This window comes from Geothrix oryzisoli, from assembly GCF_022808865.1.
Classification (GTDB): Bacteria; Acidobacteriota; Holophagae; order Holophagales; family Holophagaceae; genus Geothrix; species Geothrix oryzisoli.
Genome location: NZ_JAKZLB010000003.1, coordinates 459,814 through 480,006 on the forward strand (window position 1 = coordinate 459,814; position 20,193 = coordinate 480,006).

A 20,193-nucleotide genomic window follows, 5' to 3' on the forward strand; every position below is an offset into this window, starting at 1 on the left:
AAAAAAGAACGGAGCAAATATCTGCTTGAACTGTGGGGGAATTGAGGCAAGATCCAAGCGACACATCACTCCGCGCCCGTTGGCGCTCACCTACAGGAGGCCCGCAACATGGCCGAGAACCTCACCAAGGCTGAACTCGTCGATGCCGTCGCCAAGACTGCCGACATCACCAAGGCTGCTGCCGCCGCCGCCATCGGCTGCTTCCTCGAGTCCATCGCCGGCCATGTCGGCAAGGGTGGCAAGGTCACGCTCGTCGGCTTCGGCACCTTCAGCCAGAAGACCCGCAAGGCCCGCACCGGCCGCAATCCCCAGACCGGCGCCCCCATCAAGATCGCCGCTTCGAAGTCGATGAGCTTCAAGGCCTCGAAGGCTGCCAAGACCGCCAAGCCCAAGGCCGCGAAGAAGGCCGCCCCCAAGGGCAAGAAGAAGTAGTCGCTGGATCCCGATCACGAAGAAGGGGGCCAACCGGCCCCTTCTTTTTCGTCCGGGGGCATGGTCTCAGCGGTTCCGGGAGGGCGCCAGCGGCCGGGGGCTCCCCTACAATGGAAAGCGCTCCCGGGAGCCACCCTGCGTCTGATCATCGCCGAGAAACCGAGCATGGGCCGTGCCTTGGCGGAGGCTCTGGGCCTGCCGGGGCGCGGGCGGAGCCTCATCGAGGGGAATGGCCTCGTGGTGACCTGGTGCGTGGGGCACCTGGTGGAGGCGCTGAACCCCGAGGGCTACGATCCCGCCTGGAAGGCCTGGCGCTGGGACCGGCTGCCCATCTTCCCGGAGCCCTTCCGCTACGCGCCCATCGAACAGACGAAGGAGCAGTTCGAGGTGGTCGCCCGCCTGCTCAACCGCGAGGACATCACTGAGGTCGTGAATGCCACGGACGCGGGGCGCGAGGGCGAATTGATCTTCGACCTCGTCTACCGCCTGGCGGGCTGCAGCAAGCCCGTCCAGCGCTTCTGGACCTCCAGTCTCACCCCGGAGGCGGTCCGGGAGGCCTATGGGGCCATGAAACCGGGCGAGGCCTACACGGGCCTGCGGGATGCCGCCCGCAGCCGCCAGGAGGCGGACTGGCTGGTGGGCATCAACGCCACGCGTGCCCAGACCCTCCGCATGCGCCGCGCCGGGGCGGAAGACGGCGTGTGGAGCGTGGGCCGGGTGCAGACGCCGACCCTGGCGCTGCTGGTGCGCCGGGAACTCGACATCCGGAACTTCAAGCCGCAGCCCTTCTGGACCCTCCGCGCCCGGTTCGCGCACCCCAACGGGGAGTACGAGGGCCGGTGGTTCAAGGAGCAGGACGGCCAGACTCAGGAGCGCTTCGCCACCGAGGCAGAAGCGAGGGCCCTGGCGGCCCGCCTGGAAGGCCGGCCGGGGAAGATCCGCAGCGCCACGGGGCGCACGGAGAAGAAGAAGCCCGAGCTGCTCTATGACCTCACTGCCCTGCAGAAGGAGGCCAACAAGCGCTTCGGCTTCACGGCGGAGGGCACCCTGGGCTTGGCGCAGAGCCTGTACGAGAAGCAGCTCATCTCTTACCCCCGCACCAGCAGCCGCCACCTCACGGAAGCCGATGCCCTGAAGGCGCCGCACTGGATCAAGGCCCTGGCCCAGGGGCAGCTCACGGAGCTCCGGCCCTTCCTTGACGAGCTGCGGAAGCAGTGGCCCGTGAAGCTCGACAAGCGCTTCGTCAACGACCAGGAAGTGGAGGACCACGCCGCCCTCGTGCCCACGGAGAAGCCCGCCCGGGGCCTGGCGGGCGACGAGCTGCGGATCTACGACCTCATCGCCCGGCGCTTCCTGGCGGCCTACTTTCCGGATCGCGTCGAGGCCAAGACCACGATCATCACCGAGGTGATCGGAAGCGACGCCGTGGCCGCGACCTTCAAGACCAACGGCACCGTGGTGAAGGAGGAGGGCTGGTCGGCCGTGGATCCACCGTACCGGCGCCGGAAGGTCGAGAAGGCGGCCGATCCGGCGGAAGGCGAGGATGATGCGGACGAGGAGGCCGAGGGCGGCCTGCCCGCGGTGAAGAAGGGGGAGGCTGTCGACGTCGCCTCCCTCCACCCCAAGGAGGGAAAGACCACCCCGCCCAAGCGCATGAGCGAGGGAGACCTGCTGGCCGCCATGCAGGGCGCAGGCCGGGAGCTGGACGACGAGGCCCTGCGCGGCGCCATGCGGGACTGCGGTCTGGGCACCCCGGCCACGCGGGCCAACATGATCGAGACCCTCATCAAGCGCGCCTACATCGAGCGGAAGCGCAACGTCCTGCTGCCCACCGAGAAGGGCATCCGGCTCATCCAGGGTCTGCCCGCCGAAGCCCTGCGCAGCGCTGAGCTGACCGGCAGCTGGGAGGCCCGCCTGGAGCGCATGCGCCGGGGCGAGGAGACCCGCACCACCTTCATGGCCGACATCCGGGGATTCGTCGCCAGCGTGGTGGCGGAACTCCAGGATGCCCCCGCCCCCCAGGTCCACGGCAGCCCATGTCCCACCTGCGGCCAGCCCATGCGGGTCATCCCCAGCACCCGCCGGGGCGAGTTCGTCCACCGCTGCATGCCCTGCGGCCATGTCGAGCCGGTGGTGAAGACCTCCTGAGGCGCCCCGGCGACGCCGTGGCGATCAGGCTTCAAGTCTGGGGGCCCCGACGAGGTAGGTCACCGTGCAGGCCCAGGTGGCGGTTCTCTCTCCGATCTTCCACTGGTAGGTTTCGGCGCGCGGGAAATGGATCATGGCTTCCAGCTCCTGGGGTGAGTAGGTCCGCAGGCCGGAGACGAGGCTGTCCCAGACGGTGAACAGAACCGGGAAGGGCAGGAGATAGATCCACACGAGGTGCCGCCACGTGAACGGCCGCAGGACGAAGGGGGAGGCGATCCAAAAGAAGATGGGTGAGAACAGGGAGGCGAAGAACCACCTCCAGGACCACCGCGTGATTTCCATGATGGCGATGCCGGAGCAGGCCTCCACCGCGTCCTGGAGGATCCTCTGGGCTTCGGCGGGCCTGAAGTGGTGGAAGGAGGCGAAGAGGGTCCGGAAGCCGCTCAGATGGGCGGGCACCTTCGTGGCGTCCACCGATTCCTCCAGGTACCGGATGCCTTCCCTGGGCCAGGCCTGCTGGATCGCGCTCCGATGGGGATACTTGTCCGTGAGCACGACCGGAAGATCCAGGCCCGATTCCTCCAGCCGCGCCTTCAAGTCCTCCCATGGCCCCGAGCTGCCTGAGCAGAGATCGAGGATGGTCTCGGGATGGGAGCGTCTCAGGGCCTCCGAGAGCATGGGGACCATGCAACGGTAGGGATGCGAGTGGATGGAGAAGACCTTCAGCAGGTCCGTGATGACATCCCGCCAGGCCCCGGGGAACCAGGGCATGTCGTGGAATTCGAAGAGGTGCCTTCTTGGCATGGGTCCTACTCTGTCAAGGTTCAGGTGGTCGAAGGCGCCAATACCCGGTTCAAGTCGTTTCGGAAATGCAGGGTCCGCTTCGACAAAGCTACCGTGAACCAGGTGATTCCGCCCATCACCCCGTCCCAGCCACAGGATCCGCCGTTTCATGGACCGTTCCTCTCGCAATCGCCTGACCGAAGCCCTGCTCCCTCAGTTCGCGGGGGAAACCCTGTTCGACGCGATTGCGAGAGCGGTGTGCCGTGCCGGCTGCCTGCCGCGCAAGGAACTGTACGAGGCCTGGGAGGTGGCCCGGAGGGTGCGGCGCCGGTTCAGGGGAAGGCGGGTGGTGGACCTGGCCTGTGGCCACGGTCTGCTCGCGCAGATCCTCCTCTTGCTCGACGACAGCTCCCCCGAGGCGCTGGCGGTCGACCATAGGATTCCGAAAAGCGCGGCCACGCTTGAAGCCGCGCTCTGCCGGGAGTGGCCGCGGCTGGAGGGCCGGGTCCGCCATCTCGAGACCGACCTGAGGGAGGTGCCGCTGGAGCGAGGCGACCTGGTCGTCTCGGCGCATGCCTGCGGGGGACTGACCGACCTGATCCTTGACCGGGCGGTGGCGGCCGGCGCCTGCGTGGCCGTCCTGCCCTGCTGCCACGACCTCAAGCAGGCGGACCTCGGCGGCCTGGAGGGATGGCTGGACGGCCCCCTGGCCATCGACGCCACCCGCGCCGCCCGCCTGCGTTTCCAGGGCTACCGCGTGTTCACCCAAGTGATACCCGGAGACATCACGCCCAAGAACAGGCTCCTCCTGGCCGAACCGGATGGCGCGTGAGGTGCGTCCCGGAAGCGCTTCCAGGACTGACGGATGGGCGGCCAATCCTCCAGACTGACCATTGAAAGGGCGGCGAGCCGTATGGCCTCGGCTGCACCCAGACCTTGGTCGAGAACGTTGAACCTACGTCTCAATTGGAAGGAGCCATTGGGAGTCGGTCAGCCGCATCCCACAGGGTTCGCGAGGGCCCTGAGGGGGAGTTCCGCGCGGGCTTTAAAGGGCCACCTCGATGCTGCCGACCTCGGGCCCCATCCTCAGCGCTGACCTCCGGTTCCGGGCTTACCATGGGACCAGCACCCAGCCTGCCCTTGCCCCGGAGGTTCCCCATGGACGCCACCGTCTCGTTCGTCCTCAACGGCAAGCCCGTCACTGTCAAAAGCCCCCATGACCGGATGCTGGTATGGGTCCTGCGCGACGAACTGGGCCTCACTGGCACCAAGGTCGGCTGTGAGGCCGGGCTCTGCGGGGCCTGCACCGTGCTCGTGGACTTCGAGGCCGTGCCCTCCTGTTCCACCACGCTGGGCGACGTGGCCGGGAAGGCGGTGCTCACCATCGAGGGCCTGGCCCTGGACGGGAAGCTGGACCCCGTTCAGAAGGCCTTCCAGGACCACCACGCCTTCCAGTGCGGCTACTGCACCTCCGGGATGATCATGGCCGCCTGGGCCTTCCTGAAGAAGAAGCCCAAGGCCACCCGGACCGAGATCGTCGAGGCCATGGAGGGGAACCTCTGCCGCTGTGGGGCCCACGTGAGGATCCTGGACGCGGTCGAATCGGCCGGCAAGGCCATGGGAGGTGTGCGATGAGGCGCCGAGACTTTCTCGAGGGCGTCACCGCGGGTGCGCTCACCTTCTTCTTCACGACCCCCGTCGGATCGGCACCCATTGTGCCGACCCGGCCTGGTGCCTACGCCGAGGATCTCAACGCCTACCTGAAGATCTCAGCCGACGGCCGCGTGGGCTGCTTCGTGGGGAAGGTGGAGCTGGGGCAGGGGGCCATGACGGTGCTGGCCATGCTCGTCGCCGAGGAACTGGAACTGGACCCGGCCCAGGTCGACATGCTCATGGGCGATACGGACCTCTGCCCCTGGGATATGCCCACCGGCGGCTCCCTCACCATGTGGCATACGGCCCCTGTCCTGCGGGGCGCTGCCGCGGAAGCGCGGGCTGTGCTTCTGCGCATGGCCTCCAAAGCCCTGGGCGCGCCGGTCGCAGACCTGGCCCTGAAGGACGGTGCTATCTGGGTGAAGGCCGCCCCTGCGCGCCGCACGACCTTTGGCGAGCTGGTCAAGGGGCGGAAGATGGAGCGGCACCTGGGCAAGATCAAGCCCAAGCCCCTGTCCGACTGCACCCTCATCGGACGCCGCGTTCCCCGCAAGGACGCCCTCGCCAAGACCACTGGCGCCGCCAAGTACGCCGGCGACCTGCGGCTTCCCGGCACGCTCCATGCCTGTATCCTGCGGCCCCCGGCCCATGGGCTTAACCTCGTCGCGGCTGATACTGCGGCCGCCGAACGCATGCCTGGTGTCCGTATCGTGAGGGACGGCACACTCCTGGCTGTGCTCCACCCTCAGCCCGACACCGCCCGCAAGGCCCTCGCCCTCGTGAAGGGCACCTTCGAGGGGACCGAACCTGACGTGGACGATGGGCGCATCTACCAGTACCTGGTGGACAAGGCGGCCCCGGGGCAGCGTGTGATGATCTCCCGCGGCGATCTGGCCGCCGGTGAGAAGCGGGCTGCCACCGTGGTGGAGGGGGAATACCGCAACGCCTACGAGAGCCACGCCACGCTCGAACCCCACACCTCCGTCGCCAAATGGGAGGAGGGCCGCATGACGGTCTGGGCCTCCACCCAGTCCCCCTTCGTCTTCCGCGAGGCCGTGGCCGAGGCCCTCAAGCTGGGCCAGGACAAGGTCCACATCATCGCCCAGTTCGTGGGAGGCGGATTCGGCGGCAAGCTCGTGGGCCCCGGGGCCATTGAGGCCGCCCGCATCGCCCGGCGGGTCCCCGGCGTGCCCATCCAGGTCGCCTGGAACCGGGAGGAGGATCTCTTCCTGGACGGCTACCGGCCGGCCGCCGTGGTGAAGATCCGCTCCGGCCTGGATGCCGGGCGCGGCGCCATCACCTTCTGGGACAGCACCGTGGCTGGTGTCTCCCAGGGTGAGGCCGAGCTCCCCTACGACATGCAGACGAACCGGTATCAGGCCCCGGCCGTCCCCAACCTCCATCCCCTCAAAGTCGGCGCCTGGCGCGCCCCCAACGCCCACACCAACGCGTTCGCCCGGGAAAGCCAGCTGGATGCCCTGGCGGCCAAAGCCGGCCTGGATCCCGTGACCCTCCGCCGTCGTCTCATCACCGATGCCCGCCTCCTGCGCCTCCTGGACCTGGCCGTGGAGACCTTCGACTGGGAGCCTGCACCCGGGCCCACCGGCCGGGGCATCGGCCTGGCCTGCGGTGCCTGGCGCCAGGGCCTCGTGGTGGCCATCGCCCAGGTGGCCGTGGACAAGACCACCGGGAAGGTCCGGACGGAGCGCTTCCTCGAGGCCGTGGATGTGGGCCTCGTGGTGAATCCCGACGGGGCCCGCCAGCAGGTGGAGGGCGCCATCACCATGTGCATCGGGCAGGCCCTCAGCGAGGAGATCCGCTTCAAGGGGGGCCGCATCCTCGACAAGAACTTCGACACCTACCTGCTGCCACGCTTCTCCGCCATCCCCCGCATCCAGGTCGTCTTCGCGGACAACGCCACCTCGGTCACTCAGGGCATCGGTGAGCCCCCCGTGGTACCGGTGGCCGCCGCCTTGGCCAACGCCGTGTTCGACGCCACCGGCGCGCGGGTGACCCATGTGCCGTTCACACCCGAGCGAGTCCTCGAGGCCTTGAAACGCGTGCCTGCGAAGTAGCCTGGGCCGGCAGCTGAGGCCCCAGTCTCCGTCCCACCTCGGCGCTCTTTCGGAAGATCCGGGCGATCCGCACGGGCGCCAGCATCTTCTGGATATCCATGAGGGAGACCGGGTTGGCATGATCCAGACTGGAGTTCGAATGGAATGCCGGGAGACTCCATCACCCATGGCCAAGATCCATGGGGAGGACGTCGAAGATCAGTGCCCTTCCTCCACGGGCAGTGGCGGCAATGCTCCATGGGTCGTGCAGTATTCCGTCGGCTCGGTACCGGAGATGAAGAACTCGTCCTGCTGTTGAGGGCATTCTTCCCGGGCCAGGAGCCCCGTGGTGGGGTCGATCTTGAGGGTCAGGACGGTCTCAGGCCTGGAGAAATCCATCTCGGGCCGCGAGGTGACGACCTTGCTCATGAACCGCTCCCAGATGGGGGCTGCGACAGCCCCTCCCGTGAACCCTTTCCCGCCCGACTTGGGCTGGTCGTGCCCGATCCAGATGCCCGTGACCAGGTTCGGGGTATAGCCGACGAACCAGGCGTCCACATAGTTGTCCGTGGTACCCGTCTTCCCAGCGGAAGGATGAGCCTGGCTGAACGGGCGAAGGGACTTGGCGGTGCCATAGATCAGGACATCCTTCAGCATCTGCGTGGTAATGAAGGAAGCTGCTGGCGACAGCACCTGGGAGAGGACCGGAGGGTTCTCGATCCAGGTCTGGCGTTTGCGGTCATAGATCCGGAGGATGGTCCGGGCTTCGGCCTTCATGCCTCCGGTGGCCAGCGGGGTGTAGGCCTGGGCCAGGTCCTTCAGGGTGACTTCATCCGTTCCCAGCGCCAGCGAGAGGCCGTTCTGGGCATGCAGCGAGAGGCCCATCTTCCCGGCGAGATCCACAAAGGCCGGCACTCCGACGGCCTCCAGCACCTTGACCGTGATGATGTTGTCGGAGTGAGCCAAGGCCTGCCTGAGGGAGAGTTCACCAAAGCGTTCGCGGCCATAGTTCTGGGGTGTCCAGACCTGACCCTTCCCGGCATCGTAGGCCACGGGTTCATCACTCCAGAGGCTCGCTGCCGTGACGCCCTTCTCCAGGGCCGCGGCGTAGATGAGGGGCTTGATCGCCGAGCCGGGCTGACGCTTGGAGATGAAGGCCCGGTTGATGGCGTTCTGGACCCCATCCACGTCCCCGACAGCGGCAAGGACATCGCCTGTGGTGGGATCCAGACAGACCAGAGCGCCCTGCAGCCCAGGAGAGAGGCGTCTGACGCCATCCCGCAGGGTTCGTTCAGCTTGGCGTTGCAGGTCCAGGTCGAGGGCGGCGATCACCTCCAGACCGCCTTGTTCAACCACCTCGGCTCCCAGGCGCCCGACCAATTGCGCCCGAATTTGTGCCAGGTACTGCGGGGCCTGCCCCAAGGGACGCGTGGCGGCGCCGTGGGCCTGGAGCGCCCGTTTCCGCTGGGACGAGATGAGCCGGAGATCCTCCATGCGCTTCAGGACGACATCCCTCCGTCCCGCCACCTCCACCGGCTTGCCGAAGGGATTGTAGCGGCCTGGGTTCTTCGGCACACCCGCCAGGAGAATGCACTCGCCCTCGGTCAGTTCTTCCGGGCTCTTGTCGAAGTAGAGGCGGGCCGCCTGAGCGATGCCCTGGGCGCCGTTCCCGAAATAGATCTCATTGAAGTACATCTCCAGGATCTGGGGCTTGGTGTACCGCTTCTCGAATTCCAGGGCCAGCTTGGCTTCCTCGAGTTTCCGGTCCAGGGTCCGGGCCGAGGTCAGGTACTTGTTCTTGATCAGCTGTTGGGTGATGGTCGAGCCGCCTTCAGCCATTTTCCCTTTGAGCACATCTTTGACCGCAGCCCGGGCGATGCTCCGGTAATCGATGCCGCCGTGCTCGTAGAACCTGGCATCCTCCACAGCCAACAACGCTTGCTGGAGGAAGCTGGGAATCCGCTCAAGAGAGACCCAGTAGCGGTTCTGGGGCGGAATACGGCCCACGTACCGGCCGTGGCTGTCCAGAACCGTGACGGAAGTGATCCCGGCCGGCAGAGGGGGGAAGGTCGCGACGTTGTTCTGGGCCGGTTGCCCCAAGGCTGCCAGGCCCTGAACAAGACCCAACACCAGAAGCACCGGACGACTCCAACGACCTCGGTGGGGTTGTTTCAAATGGGCCAAGGTCAGAATCATTCCTTCATCCGATGAGTCACCTGCTCACATCATCATCAGTCTTCCCATGGCGTTGAACAACGTAGGGCTAACGGGATTTGAGCCCGCGCTATCCCGGTGATGACGCCCTGGCAGCGGGGTTGGTCATTCCAGATGGATCCAGGCAATGCTACGAAGGGGTACAAGCCAGGAGGTCACGGGCATATTCTCCCGTTCAGCCAGTACTGCGGAGTACCGGCGGAGCTGATCCCGGTAGGTCGCAAGTTCCTCCTCCCCGAAGGTTCTGGAGTGCTTGAAGTCCAGGAGGTGGATGCCGTCCTCCCCCCAGACGACGAGGTCGGCGCGTCCGAGGCCGCCACTGCTGGCTGCGCCCGCGAGGGGCAATTCCGTGCGGCGGCGGAGATGGCGCCAGCCCTTGGCCTCGAATAGCTCCAGGAATCGCAGGGCGTTCTCGCGGGCGTGGGCCACAGGCGGGGCGCTGTCGAGGCAGGCCTGGAAGGCCTCCGGAACCTCCCAGCGCACCAGGAGGTCTCGGAGGAAGGCATGCATGGCTTCTCCCTCCTGGCGGGCCTTGCTGCGGGTGTCGCCGGGAAGGTCGTCATGGGCGTCGGCAGGCAGGGTGGTGTCGGCCAGGGCTGTTCTCGCAGGCGGTGGCTTCGGCGTGAGGGTGACGCGTGAGGGCAGGGGTACCGGCCTCGGTGCATCTGTCAGTGCTATCCAGTCCGGGTGGGCGCTGGCCAGGACCTGGCCCCACTTCGCCCAGGTCTTGAACTCACTGGGGGGCTTGGGCTCCTTGGGATCCTTGGGCTCCTGGAGCAGCACGCAGAGGCGCCCCTTGGCCCGGGTGAGGGCCACGTAGAGCAGGTTCAGTTCGTCGCGCTTCTGCTTGGACTCCACCAGGGGCTTGAGGTCGTCATAGGCGCGCCCGGTGTGGTTTCCCAGCTTCCAGGCGAACAGCAGTTCGCCTGATTCGGTCCAGGTGCGCAGGTCGCCCTTTCGGAATCGGCGCGGATCGGTATTCAGCAAGGGAAGGATGACATCGTCATACTCCAGCCCCTTGCTGCCGTGAGCCGTCTGGATGAGCAGGTCTGCGTCTTCGACAGAGGCGGGCAGGTCACCCCGCTCCAGGCCATTCCGCTCGTCATCCAGCAGAGCGTAGGCCACGGAAGGGCTGGCGGGCAGGTCCTGCAACTTGGCGAGCAGTCCGGCCAGGTTGCGCCGGGCCCGCAGGGGTTCCAGCGCACCATGCACCTCCAGGGCCGCGATGGCCTGGAGCAGGGCGCCGTGGCGCAGCAGGCGACCTGCGATGGTCTGCGTGGAGGCCTGCCGCAGGTCGACGAGGAATTGGGCAGCGTCTCGATGTGCTTCCGGCAGGCGCTCAGGATCGAGTTGACCCAGGCCAGGCAGTCCGTGACGGCCTTCGCTGCCTCGGGCCAGCGCCGCCAGCTCGGCATCGGTCAGGCCTGCGACTTGGCGCAGCAAGGCCGCACAGGGGATGGGTCGCTCGGGGTGCGCCACGGCCTCCAGGGCCGCCAGGATGAGCCGTACGCCGGGACTGTCCCAGAAACCCTCCTTGGCCACCACGTAGGGCTGGATGCCCTGGGCCTTGAGGCGCTGGAGGAGGCCTGGCAGGCGCGTGCGCTGCTTGAGCAGGAGCGCCCGGGTACGGCTGCCGGTCTTCGGGAGAACGCCGAGGGACTCAGTCCAGCCGGCCTCCCGGGAGAGGCCCGAGATCCAATCCGCCAAGGCCGGAAGATCGCCCGAAGTTGAGGGCGCAGGCGTGCGGACCAGCCCCAACGGAGGCCCCGATGCCACAACAGGTACCTGGGCACCGTCGAGATCGCCGACCGTGGGATCCAGCAGCGGCCAGACCTGGTCCACATAGGTATTGGCCAGGGCCACGATCTCGGGCGTGGAACGGAAGTTGGACGCGAGGCGAAAGGCACCCTCACCCGCTGCGGCCAGCCGATCCCGCAGCAGGTCGGGATCACCGCCGCGGAAGCCGTAGATGGCCTGCTTCACATCGCCCACGCGCACCATGCGCTCGGCACCGAGGGCCTCTAGGAAGGCATCCTGAACTTTGGAAGTGTCCTGGTACTCGTCCACCAACAGCAGCTTGGGTGCGGGCGTCTCCAGGCCGTGGGTTAGGAGGTTGTCCAAGGCCTTGCGAACCAAGTCCCCGAAGGTGGCCAGTGCCTGGGCCTGCTTCTCCCCTTCGAAGCGCTGCAGCGCGTTCACCAGCAGGCAGCGCAGCCAGGCTTCCAGCGCGGTGGCCACCGGCTTGAGGGTTGCCATCGCGTCACAGAAGGCGTCGGAGTAGTAGGCAGGGGGCGGGTTCGACACGCGCCCGCTCTGGGCTTGGGCCCAGCGGAGGTTCGCCTGAAGATCGGCGTTGTCGAGGGGGACCGGGAGGAGGTTCTCCTTCTTGAAGTTGTGGAGGCCCTTGCCGCTGGGGCGCTTGGCCAGCTCTTCATCCGCCGCGAAGGGTGCCAGTGCGGCCCGAGCCTCGGATAGGGCATGGGTCAGGGCGTTGCGGTGGTGGCTGGGGTCCTCACCCATCAGGTGCCCAAGGGCGTCCAGGTGGTTGTCGAAGCCCTGGGACAGCGCCTCCCAGTTCTGCTCGGCCCAGGCCAGCAGCAACCGGGCGGGCACCTCATCGGGATGACCGGAGGGCAGGGTCAGTGACTCGCGCACCGTCAGCCGCAGCAGCCGCAGCAGGGAGGGATGACGCACATCGAGGATGGTGTCGTTGCTGCCCTCACCCTTGCTCAGCACGCGCATGGCCAGGCTGTGGATGGTGGACACCTGCAGCAGTTCGGCTTCCCGTCGTACGCGGCGCCAGAAGGCGCGGGCCTTCGCAGGGGACGCAATCCAGGGCGCACTCACCCAGTGGGCGGCGGCTTGGGCCACCTCCCCGGCAGACTTCTTCAGGTGCTGGATGGCGGGCAGGTCCTTGAGAATGGCTTCGAGGTCCTTGGCCACGGGTGCCTCGAGGTGGGGCAGCAGTTGCTGCCACGCGGCCTCATCCAAGGCCGACAGCAGGTCCAGGGGGCGGAGTAGCCGCTCGCGCAGGTCCGCCGCCGAAGTCTCGCTGAAGGTGGTGGCCAGGACCTCCCAAGGGCGGATGTCGCCGCGCCCCAGCCTGGCAGTCACCAGCACCGTGAGGGTGAAGGTCTTGCCGGATCCCGCGCTGGCACTCACCACCAGCGACTGGTCGAGGATGCGGGGATCGCTCAGGTCGAGGGTACGCATGTCAGTCCCCCTCCCCATCGGTCTCGACGGTCACATCGACGGGGCGTCCGCAGAGGGCCGCCAACTGGCACTGGCTGCAGTGCTCGCCAGGCGTGGGTGGGAAATCTCCCGACTCCAGCCGCGCATCGAAGCGGGCAAGGTTCGTCAGCAGCTTCTCGCGCCAGAACCCTTCGGGTCCCGCTTCGGCAAGGGTGGCCAAGTGCTTGGTGAAGGGCCTTGGCTCATCCTCCTTCAGGGGAAACAGTACCGCCGTGGCCCGTTCGCCCGGGTAGACCTGCTCCGCGAGGAGCATGTAGAGCGGGGTCTGGAGGTGCGACGAGAAGGGTGCCTCGTCCTCGGCGTAGGCCTTGAGGTAGGTCTCCTTCGAGGTTTTGTAGTCCACCACGCGCAGGAAGGAGAGGCCGTCACTGGTCCAGCGCTCAATGCGATCCACCTTGCCGCTGACCGCGAGTACCTGACCGCCGCCCAGGTCCAGGTTGACTGGTCCCAGGCTGCCCTCAAGGGCCAAGAGGGTTCGGCGCCACCTTTCGGGCGGGGGCGCCGCAGCCTTCTTAGTCTTCGGAGCGGATTGACGCGCTGGATCGAGCAACCCGATTTCCCCCTTGTCTGGGACTTCCGCCTGGACATCCCGCATCAGGCCTGCGGCAAGATTTGGCAGAAGTGATTCCAGACGGAGTACGGCCTGGGGCCACTGCTCCTGCGGGATGTGTCGGTCCAGTTCCTTCAGCCACAGGTCCTGGTGGTCCTGCCAAAGGGATTGCAGATGGGGAATGAGGTCATCGGCTCCGGCCTCCGGACCCAGGCCCAGTGCCGTCTGGAAGGCGGCAGGCCAGTCCTCCATTCCCACGAAGGGCATCAGGGCCTCTTCCAAAATGTGGTGGACGAGGATGCCCACAGCCATGGACATCCGGGTGCGCGCATCGAAGGTCTGCAGGCCCCACACCCGCTCGGCGAGTGAGCGGAAGGGGCACTTGGCGAGGCCCTCGAGCGCCGTGGGACTGGCGCTGTCCTGTCCCTTGAGCCAGGCGGCGCGGAGCCCCGGTGCACGGTCGAAGTCGGGCGCCTCCGCCAGCAGCGCATCGCTGGCTGTGCAGGCCTGGGCGGCGGTGGCCCGTGCCTGGTGTTGAGGTGACTGATCGTGGCCTTCCCAGCGCCAGCGTAAGCGGCTGTGCAGCACCGCTTCAGGACGCCACGGGGCCGCGCCTTCCAGTGCTGTCCAGAAGGGTCCCTGGGAGGTCGTGCGGCCATCCTCATCCTGGGCGGGACTGAGCACCACCAGGCGCTCTCGGGTCATGGCCAGCACCTTGTTGAAGGCGTAGGCCTCCTGCTGGAAGGCACGTGGAATCTGATCGCCATGCTCGCTGCGAGGTAGCCAGAACCGCTGCAGGGCAGGGGGGAAGGTGGCCGTCGGTTCCGCCTGACTCCATGCGAGCAGCGCCTTGTTGATGGCGGCCTTACGGTCGCCGTCCAGGTCGGGGTTCTCGGCGGGACGGCTTGGCCAGGCCCCTTCGGAGAGGTCGAGGATCAGGGTGGCGCGGGCGCCGTTCCAGTCGTCGAGGATCGTGCCGGGGGTCACCAGGCGCAGGCCCTCGACGGCTCGTGGGATCTCGCTGCTTCGCGCCGCATCGAGAAAGGCTTCCAGCGCCAGGAGCATGTCGGCGAAGGTCCAGGACTCATTGCTCCAGGCCTCCTTGAGCAGGCCAAGCGGTGAGTAGAAATCGTCGGGATCCATGGGCAGCCGCAGCGTGGTGGCCAGGGATTCCAGGCGCTCGGCCCACCGGTGGGCCGTCTGGGTGGTGCTACGCAGCGCGGCCAGTTCCTGCCAGATGCCTTGGGCGTAGTCCTTCACGCGGTCCCGCAGGTGCATGAAGCTGCCTTCGAACGCGAGCGTTCCGCTCTGGTCAGCCAGAGCCAACGCGTCCGCCCAGTGGCGCAGGTCGTCGCGCCTCGAGGCTCGGAGCCCGGCGGACACGGCGCAGGGGTCCAGCCGTTGCACGCCCATGAGGAGGGTCCAGAGCGGGCTCCAGGCTTCGCTGGCGAGGAGGGGCAGCAGGCCGCCGCGCACGTGGAGCGCCACGCCTTCTTCTGCCAGCAGGGGCGAGAGGAAGGCCGCCACGGTCTGAGGCTCGGGATGGATGAGGGTGATCTCAGAAGGAGGGATCCCAGCGTCCAGCCAGACGCAGACCTGTTCAATGGCATGGCGCAGCAGGTCGAGGGGACCCTCGACGAGGCCCCGCTGGAAGGTGTCCGCATGGTCCTTCAGATCAAGGGGTCCCTCGAACAGGGATTCCAGCGCCGGCGACCAGGGGGCTGATCCCCAGCCCTCCGGTTCAGAAAGGTCGAGGTCATTGGGGAGGCTTTCGCCATGGGCTTCGAGCCCATCAAGGAACCACGCCACCAAGGGCTGGGCGCTGCCGAAGAGGCCAGAGGACTCGCCTCCTTTCTGCGCAGCCAACCTGAAGGTGGCGCCACCCAGTCCCGGCACGCAGGCCAGGGCCCGTAGGCGGGAGGGCACCAGATCACGGAGTCCGGCCTCCAGCGGTCCATCGGCCTCGGTCCGCTCAATCCAGAGCCCCCGCTTTCCGGCCAATTCCAGGTCCACGGCCAGCCAGAGGGCCAGGTCCGGCTCCAGGTAGCCGCCCGCTTCGACCTCCTTGAGGTAGGCCTCCAGGTGGGCGAGCACGCTGGCCAAGCTGTGGGCGGCCTTGGGAAGCCCCAGGTCCAGCCCATGCTTCTGTAATTCGCGCAGGGTGGCTGGAAGTAGGCCTTGCGCCAGCAGCTCCCGGCAGGCCTGGGCGCGTGCCTTCAGCGCCTCCAGGCTGGGACCTGCTGTGCGTCCCTGGGCCTTGGCCAGTCTTCGCGCCACCCGCAGATGCAGCATGAGGCTGACGGCACCCGACACAGGCGGTCGGGGGTCGTTCAGTAGCACGCCATCAAAGGGGTCGTAGCTCATGCAGGCATCTCAAGGACAGACTTGGTTCCAGATCATCCTGCCACACCGGTTTGGACAGAAATTGTCCGTGGATTCCTTGAGGCCCCTCGCTCCGCGAATGGACCAGCCGAGGAGGTCAACCTTGGCGATACGACCAGGCCACTGGGCAGATCGGCCTGCGGCTGCCGTCAGCCGTCCGACCCCAGCGGGCCCTGGTGCTGGACAGGCCAAGCGACCTCGCCATCAATTGAGAAAACGCTCCCCAAAATGCCCTCAAATTGGAGCGTTTTTTGGAGCGTTCAGTCCACTTGAAGGTGTGTTGAGCCGTCTTTATACAAGTAGAGCCTAGATTTCTCTAGGCTCTTTTCTGGTAGTGCAGTGAATCCTGCGGACTGACTGTCGGCCAGAAAATTCCCGTTTCAGGGAATTCTGCAGGGATTTCTCTCATTTCAAGGGCAACGGACCGAGGAACGGAAACGAGTAAGCGAATCCCAGCCTGTATTTCCGGGCCTTGAAAGTCTGAATTCCCTAAACATCGGAGCAGGGAATTTCGAGGTCAGAGCAGGGAATACAGGGAATTGGACGAACCCCATCATCAGGGCTGTTCATGGCGCTGCTTTCGAGGTGGATTGCGATGTCGAGCCATTCCCTCGATCTGGGTGGCCATTCTATGCGGCTGGTGGTGTGTCGACCTTTCCAGGGCGAAGATCATCCAGGAAGTCGGCCCACGGATCAGTGAGGCCAAGTTCTCTGAGGGTGAAGAGCATCGGTTGCACCGGGGTTCCACAAGCCCTTTCGGCTTGGACGCCCGGCCTTTCGGCGCGGTCAATCATAGTTGTCTCCGGAGGGCCGGGCTAACCGGCAAAGGAGGGTTGTCCCAAGGCGATGAACACCTTGGATACAATGAATTACGCGACTATTTCTGTAACTCTGTCAAGTGGCCACCTCTAACGACGTGGGGATTCCTATCGCCGGGCTTTCCCAGGATCTGTTGCGGCATTCGCCAGAATCGCCCCGACGCCAGCCCCGAAGAGGCCCGATATCCAGGCAGCGCCCTTGTCCACCTTCAGTTGAGGGCTTCTTGCTCGGATCCCAATAATCCCAAGCAAATCCGATCCAATACACCTCGGCCAAGGCGTTAGCCGGGGTACGCTATTCACGAAAGTATTGATGGAAACTCGACGAAAAATACTTGAGGCTATCGCGAGACACTCCAGGTTTGCAGGCATTTCGGTGGCGGCAAACTTGTAGGATCCGTTCAGAAAATCCCCTAAGGAAGGGCATTCACGGTGTGGGCTAGATGCCCCTTCGAAGGCTTCGGTACTGCACAGGATTCAAAACGGCTTAGACCTGCGCCTGGGGGTAGCTGATTAGAAACCTACAACCTCTCCCTGGGCTATTCTGGACCCCCAACGTCCCACCATCGCCTTCCACCAGGAATTTGACGGTAGGTAGGGCAGGCGCCCAGCCTTGAACCAGAAAGTGTTGAATGAGAGATATAAACACTGCTCCTAGCATCACATTGACCAGGACGAAACCAAGTACGCCACGGATCCGACGGGGATCCTGCTCCAGGAACATCAGAGTGATGCCCCCCAGCAGGGTCAATCGCGCACAAGCTGCTACCAGAGCCAGATTGACCACATTGTGCGAACCGAATTTCGCACTCCAATCGGTGAAAGGCAGTAGGATCACCAGCATTGATCCTACAAACAGAAAACTACCTGGGATGTTGCGGGCTCTTAGGCGAAGGCCCGTAGAATGCCAAGGGAAGAGCATTAAACCGGCAGCGGCAAGCCCCAGGCTGATGACGCCAAGAACCATGGGCCCTAACATCTTTACTGGTAGGAGGATGGGGAATCGGTAGGAAAGGCCAGCAATGAGGTTGCCGGCCGTCAGCACAACTAGCGAGGAGCCCAGCAGACGCCAGCCACGGGCCTCTCTGGGCCTTTCAATGGCTCTGGCGAATATTGCGATTGCGCTCAGGAGATTGGCTGAGGCGGAGGCTCCGGTGAGTGGGAGATAGCATTCTTGGAGTGGACGGCCCCACAAGAAAGCAACCAGTGCAAGCGTGCATGCGACAATGAAGATGGTCGGAAGCAGGACCCGGTGCCTGGCTCGGGCCTTGCGCTGTGGACCGGCTGGGACAATCCCGGGCTCTTTGAACAAGGCCATGACTCCCAAGGGATGAAATCCGCGGTCACCGCCTAGGCGACGCGTAATTGAATTAGACGAGAATAACGAGGACCGGCCATTGTTCCCATGAACAAGGTGAATCCTCGGAAGGAGTTCTTCCGAGTTCCAGTCGCAATCATCAAGGGCGAACTCAAATACCTCGGGATCACAGCCCAGTGGACGATGGCCGCTGAAGCAGCTGAGTACCGGGAGACGCTCGCAATCGAGCGTGCCCTCAAAGAGGATCCAACCGAGGGTCAACGTTGGCTCGAAAGCAACCCCCCCTACGATTCTCGGGAATCATTCCTGAAAGAAGAATAGAAGCGTGACCGCGAGGGTACGGTACTCGATACGGGGAAGGGGTTCACGATCTCCGAAGCTCCTGGGCAGTCCAGCGGTGCTTCGATGAGTAAGCGGGACATCCAGGACCTCAGACAGCTCCTACCTCAGCTCCAGCAGGGGGAGATCCTCCAGGTTGATACTCAGGCCGAGGATGCCGAGCAGGTCCAGCTCAGTCAGGCCCTCCAGGCGATCTGGGGGCGAAGCGGCAGGGAGGGCGGTGTGACTGGTGATTGGCGAGAAGACCAAACCCAAGGACTGATGAGAACCAAGAAAGTGGGAAACTTCTCCTCTGCTCTCTAATGCACGTGATGTGTGGTCGATAGGTGGGGCTGCATAGGCCCGTTCAGAGGTCAAAAATGACCGGTGAGCCGTTTTCTAGATCGAAAACCTATTGGTGAGGCATGGTGTCGCCATCGAGACGGTTCTTCTCTCGCCCCAGAGCCAACCAGCTGTTCTATCCCGAGGTCACCATGCAGATCGACTTCCACCACACGGCCACGTACGTTCTAGCTCGACTGGCAGGTTTCCCACATGGTGAGGCGACCACGATCGCTCATTCGGCTCAATACGTAGATGATGCAACAGCGCAAGGGACCATTACCTTCACCAATGGGAAGACATTTGATCGAATTGCATCGGCACACCCGGTCCTTCCTACCTCAAAGAAGTTCTTCAGCAATCTGAAAAACAAGTCCAACGTAGAGGTCTGGCTTTGTTTCCATTTCCTTCCAGGGAACTATGGACTCAAGACTGGCGAAGGGCAGGATCTAGAGACGATTCGACGCCTTGTCTGCACGACAGATAGCCCCGTTGCATCTGCAATGTGTTCGGCCTGTTTGGCCGCTAAGGAAAAGCCCAATGCGCTCCACCGCCTTGGGATCTCGGCCCATGTATATGCAGATACCTGGGCGCACCGTGGCTTCGTGGGTTTGAAGCACCCCATCAACGAGGTCAAAAGCCTTCATACAACTGGGAAGGGCCTTGATGAGGCTATGAATAGCATTCAATCGGGAATCGCCAAGGGCTTGCCTCTCGGGCATGGGATGGCATTGACCCTGCCTGATCAGCCGTACTTATCGTGGGAACTCGTCGACAGAGACCCTTCTGACCGCTCGGCGATGAAAAACGACCGTTCGGGGGGAAACCTAGGTCGTTTTGGCTTAGTTGAATTACCTTTGATCCCAAATTCAACTCGAGGGTAATAAATGACCATCCGAGCTGCCTATAAATTGGTCCTAAGTCTTCCCGCAGCTACTTGCAGGGAATCGTTTGTGTGCGGATGGTGACCACCATCTTCATTTGAGGCTTGGAGTGGCTCATGTGTGTTTTCCCTGTTTCGACGATGACCGAGATGGAAAACCGGACCATTGGATTTGGGGTTCCTACGAAATGATGTTCGGTTGCGCTCTAGGGTTCTGACAACTTCGATCCACGAAAGGATCCATATGCTGAAGGCCGCCCTCGATCCAGGAATCATGAGGACGCAGTCCGAGATGGGGCATGGCCGTGCGCTTCTGGTTGCCCTTTTTCTAGTTGCAAACTCTGGGGTTGGTGCAGCGGCCCAAGAACGGCCTGCACCTTCGACGCCAGCCATCCCCCATGGATTCCGCCCGGATGGCAGCGCCTGGCTCTGGCCCCACGGCGCGATGGAACTGTCAGCCCAGGAGCGTAGCGGAGTGTTCCACCGGCCATTACATGGGGAGATGGCGCTCACCTGGACCTTGGACCGAGGCCAGTCGGATCTCGCCTTCGTGTCGGGGGAGAGCCGAATGGATTCGAGCCTCGTTACAGAAGAGGTCTATGTGAGGGCCACCTTCAGCAATGGCAGGGTTCAGAACTTCCCCACCCGGGTGGTGCTGGGCCTCGACCGTACCTGGGCGTGGGGAGCCGTGCGTGTGCCGGACGGCATGGTGGTGGAGGCCATTCTCCCGACGGACGGCGGGATCACGCGACTTCAGCTGATCGACCACAAGGGGATGCTGGCTTGGGATGCCGACCTCAAGGAGAACCTCTTCCTGAAGCCCGGCAAGCGCCGGGCACCGGAAGTCGGCAAGGACTACATCCCGTCTCCCTCGTTCCAGCCGATCTTGACTTCCGACCGTCCAGGCGAGGGAAGGATCGACCCGAAGGTGGAGGCCCGTCGGGAACTCCAGAATGCCTATATCAAGGCGGGGATCTATCCCCCGTACCAGATCGTGCTCAGGAAGGATCCATCCGGCCGCTGACCCGCGTCCGGCTCTTATTGAC

The 20,193-nt window shown here is 64.8% G+C and carries 12 protein-coding genes; 8 read left to right on the forward strand and 4 right to left on the reverse strand.

The window, feature by feature from the left end:
- The first annotated feature begins 108 nt into the window (after nucleotides 1-108).
- Together MLE43_RS10290 and MLE43_RS10295 are read left to right on the forward strand one after the other, a co-directional pair.
- Nucleotides 109-432, forward strand: a complete 324-nt coding sequence (locus MLE43_RS10290) for an HU family DNA-binding protein (RefSeq protein ID WP_243303675.1) — start codon at nucleotides 109-111, stop codon at nucleotides 430-432.
- 60 nt (nucleotides 433-492) lie between these two features.
- Nucleotides 493-2,580, forward strand: a complete 2,088-nt coding sequence (locus MLE43_RS10295) for a DNA topoisomerase 3 (protein WP_275976156.1) — start codon at nucleotides 493-495, stop codon at nucleotides 2,578-2,580.
- 24 nt (nucleotides 2,581-2,604) lie between these two features.
- Here the strand turns inward: MLE43_RS10295 and MLE43_RS10300 are convergent, their stop codons facing one another.
- Nucleotides 2,605-3,384: a hypothetical protein gene (locus tag MLE43_RS10300; RefSeq protein ID WP_243303677.1), complete on the reverse strand. Its 780-nt coding sequence runs from the start codon at nucleotides 3,382-3,384 to the stop codon at nucleotides 2,605-2,607.
- A 148-nt stretch (nucleotides 3,385-3,532) separates the two neighbouring features.
- Between MLE43_RS10300 and MLE43_RS10305 the strand changes: the two genes are divergently transcribed.
- The 3 genes from MLE43_RS10305 (at nucleotide 3,533) to MLE43_RS10315 (ending at nucleotide 7,091) form a co-directional block, all read left to right on the forward strand.
- Complete coding sequence (locus tag MLE43_RS10305; RefSeq protein ID WP_243303680.1) at nucleotides 3,533-4,195, forward strand: methyltransferase; 663 nt, start codon at nucleotides 3,533-3,535, stop codon at nucleotides 4,193-4,195.
- 326 nt (nucleotides 4,196-4,521) lie between these two features.
- Nucleotides 4,522-4,998 (forward strand): (2Fe-2S)-binding protein, encoded by a 477-nt coding sequence (locus MLE43_RS10310; RefSeq protein WP_243303681.1) that lies wholly within the window; start codon nucleotides 4,522-4,524, stop codon nucleotides 4,996-4,998.
- A complete protein-coding gene (locus MLE43_RS10315; RefSeq protein WP_243303682.1) occupies nucleotides 4,995-7,091 on the forward strand; it encodes a xanthine dehydrogenase family protein molybdopterin-binding subunit in 2,097 nt (698 codons plus the stop codon). The genes MLE43_RS10310 and MLE43_RS10315 overlap by 4 nt, the downstream gene beginning before the upstream one ends.
- 198 nt (nucleotides 7,092-7,289) lie before the next feature.
- On the opposite strand, the gene MLE43_RS10320 is transcribed toward MLE43_RS10315, so the two are convergent.
- The 3 genes from MLE43_RS10320 to MLE43_RS10330 form a co-directional block, all read right to left on the reverse strand.
- Nucleotides 7,290-9,266 carry a transglycosylase domain-containing protein gene (locus MLE43_RS10320; protein ID WP_420843186.1) on the reverse strand — a complete coding sequence of 659 codons (1,977 nt, stop codon included), beginning with the start codon at nucleotides 9,264-9,266 and terminating at the stop codon, nucleotides 7,290-7,292.
- A gap of 123 nt (nucleotides 9,267-9,389) precedes the next feature.
- A complete protein-coding gene (locus MLE43_RS10325; protein WP_243303684.1) occupies nucleotides 9,390-12,497 on the reverse strand; it encodes a UvrD-helicase domain-containing protein in 3,108 nt (1,035 codons plus the stop codon).
- 1 nt (nucleotide 12,498) lies between these two features.
- A complete protein-coding gene (locus MLE43_RS10330) occupies nucleotides 12,499-15,450 on the reverse strand; it encodes a PD-(D/E)XK nuclease family protein (protein WP_243303685.1) in 2,952 nt (983 codons plus the stop codon).
- Nucleotides 15,451-17,691: 2,241 nt separating this feature from the next.
- Here MLE43_RS10330 and MLE43_RS10335 point away from each other — a divergent pair.
- The 3 genes from MLE43_RS10335 to MLE43_RS10345 all read left to right on the forward strand — a co-directional run bounded on the left by MLE43_RS10335 (nucleotide 17,692) and on the right by MLE43_RS10345 (nucleotide 20,171).
- Entirely contained in the window at nucleotides 17,692-17,925 is a 234-nt protein-coding gene (locus tag MLE43_RS10335) for a hypothetical protein (protein ID WP_243303686.1), read from the forward strand.
- A gap of 491 nt (nucleotides 17,926-18,416) precedes the next feature.
- A complete protein-coding gene (locus MLE43_RS10340) occupies nucleotides 18,417-19,148 on the forward strand; it encodes a DUF6765 family protein (protein WP_243303687.1) in 732 nt (243 codons plus the stop codon).
- Nucleotides 19,149-19,391: 243 nt separating this feature from the next.
- Nucleotides 19,392-20,171 (forward strand): hypothetical protein, encoded by a 780-nt coding sequence (locus MLE43_RS10345; RefSeq protein ID WP_243303688.1) that lies wholly within the window; start codon nucleotides 19,392-19,394, stop codon nucleotides 20,169-20,171.
- Nucleotides 20,172-20,193 lie beyond the last annotated feature (22 nt).

What these genes read in the sequence shown, in the direction of transcription:
- MLE43_RS10290 (WP_243303675.1), top strand. Translation starts at nt 109, where the DNA reads ATGGCCGAGAACCTCACCAAGGCTGAACTCGTCGATGCCGTCGCCAAG.
- MLE43_RS10300 (WP_243303677.1), bottom strand. Translation starts at nt 3,384, where the DNA reads ATGCCAAGAAGGCACCTCTTCGAATTCCACGACATGCCCTGGTTCCCC.
- MLE43_RS10310 (WP_243303681.1), top strand. Translation starts at nt 4,522, where the DNA reads ATGGACGCCACCGTCTCGTTCGTCCTCAACGGCAAGCCCGTCACTGTC.
- MLE43_RS10320 (WP_420843186.1), bottom strand. Translation starts at nt 9,266, where the DNA reads ATGATTCTGACCTTGGCCCATTTGAAACAACCCCACCGAGGTCGTTGG.
- MLE43_RS10345 (WP_243303688.1), top strand. Translation starts at nt 19,392, where the DNA reads ATGCTGAAGGCCGCCCTCGATCCAGGAATCATGAGGACGCAGTCCGAG.
- MLE43_RS10340 (WP_243303687.1), top strand. Translation starts at nt 18,417, where the DNA reads ATGCAGATCGACTTCCACCACACGGCCACGTACGTTCTAGCTCGACTG.
- MLE43_RS10330 (WP_243303685.1), bottom strand. Translation starts at nt 15,450, where the DNA reads ATGAGCTACGACCCCTTTGATGGCGTGCTACTGAACGACCCCCGACCG.
- MLE43_RS10295 (WP_275976156.1), top strand. Translation starts at nt 493, where the DNA reads ATGGTCTCAGCGGTTCCGGGAGGGCGCCAGCGGCCGGGGGCTCCCCTA.
- MLE43_RS10325 (WP_243303684.1), bottom strand. Translation starts at nt 12,497, where the DNA reads ATGCGTACCCTCGACCTGAGCGATCCCCGCATCCTCGACCAGTCGCTG.
- MLE43_RS10305 (WP_243303680.1), top strand. Translation starts at nt 3,533, where the DNA reads ATGGACCGTTCCTCTCGCAATCGCCTGACCGAAGCCCTGCTCCCTCAG.
- MLE43_RS10315 (WP_243303682.1), top strand. Translation starts at nt 4,995, where the DNA reads ATGAGGCGCCGAGACTTTCTCGAGGGCGTCACCGCGGGTGCGCTCACC.
- MLE43_RS10335 (WP_243303686.1), top strand. Translation starts at nt 17,692, where the DNA reads ATGAACAAGGTGAATCCTCGGAAGGAGTTCTTCCGAGTTCCAGTCGCA.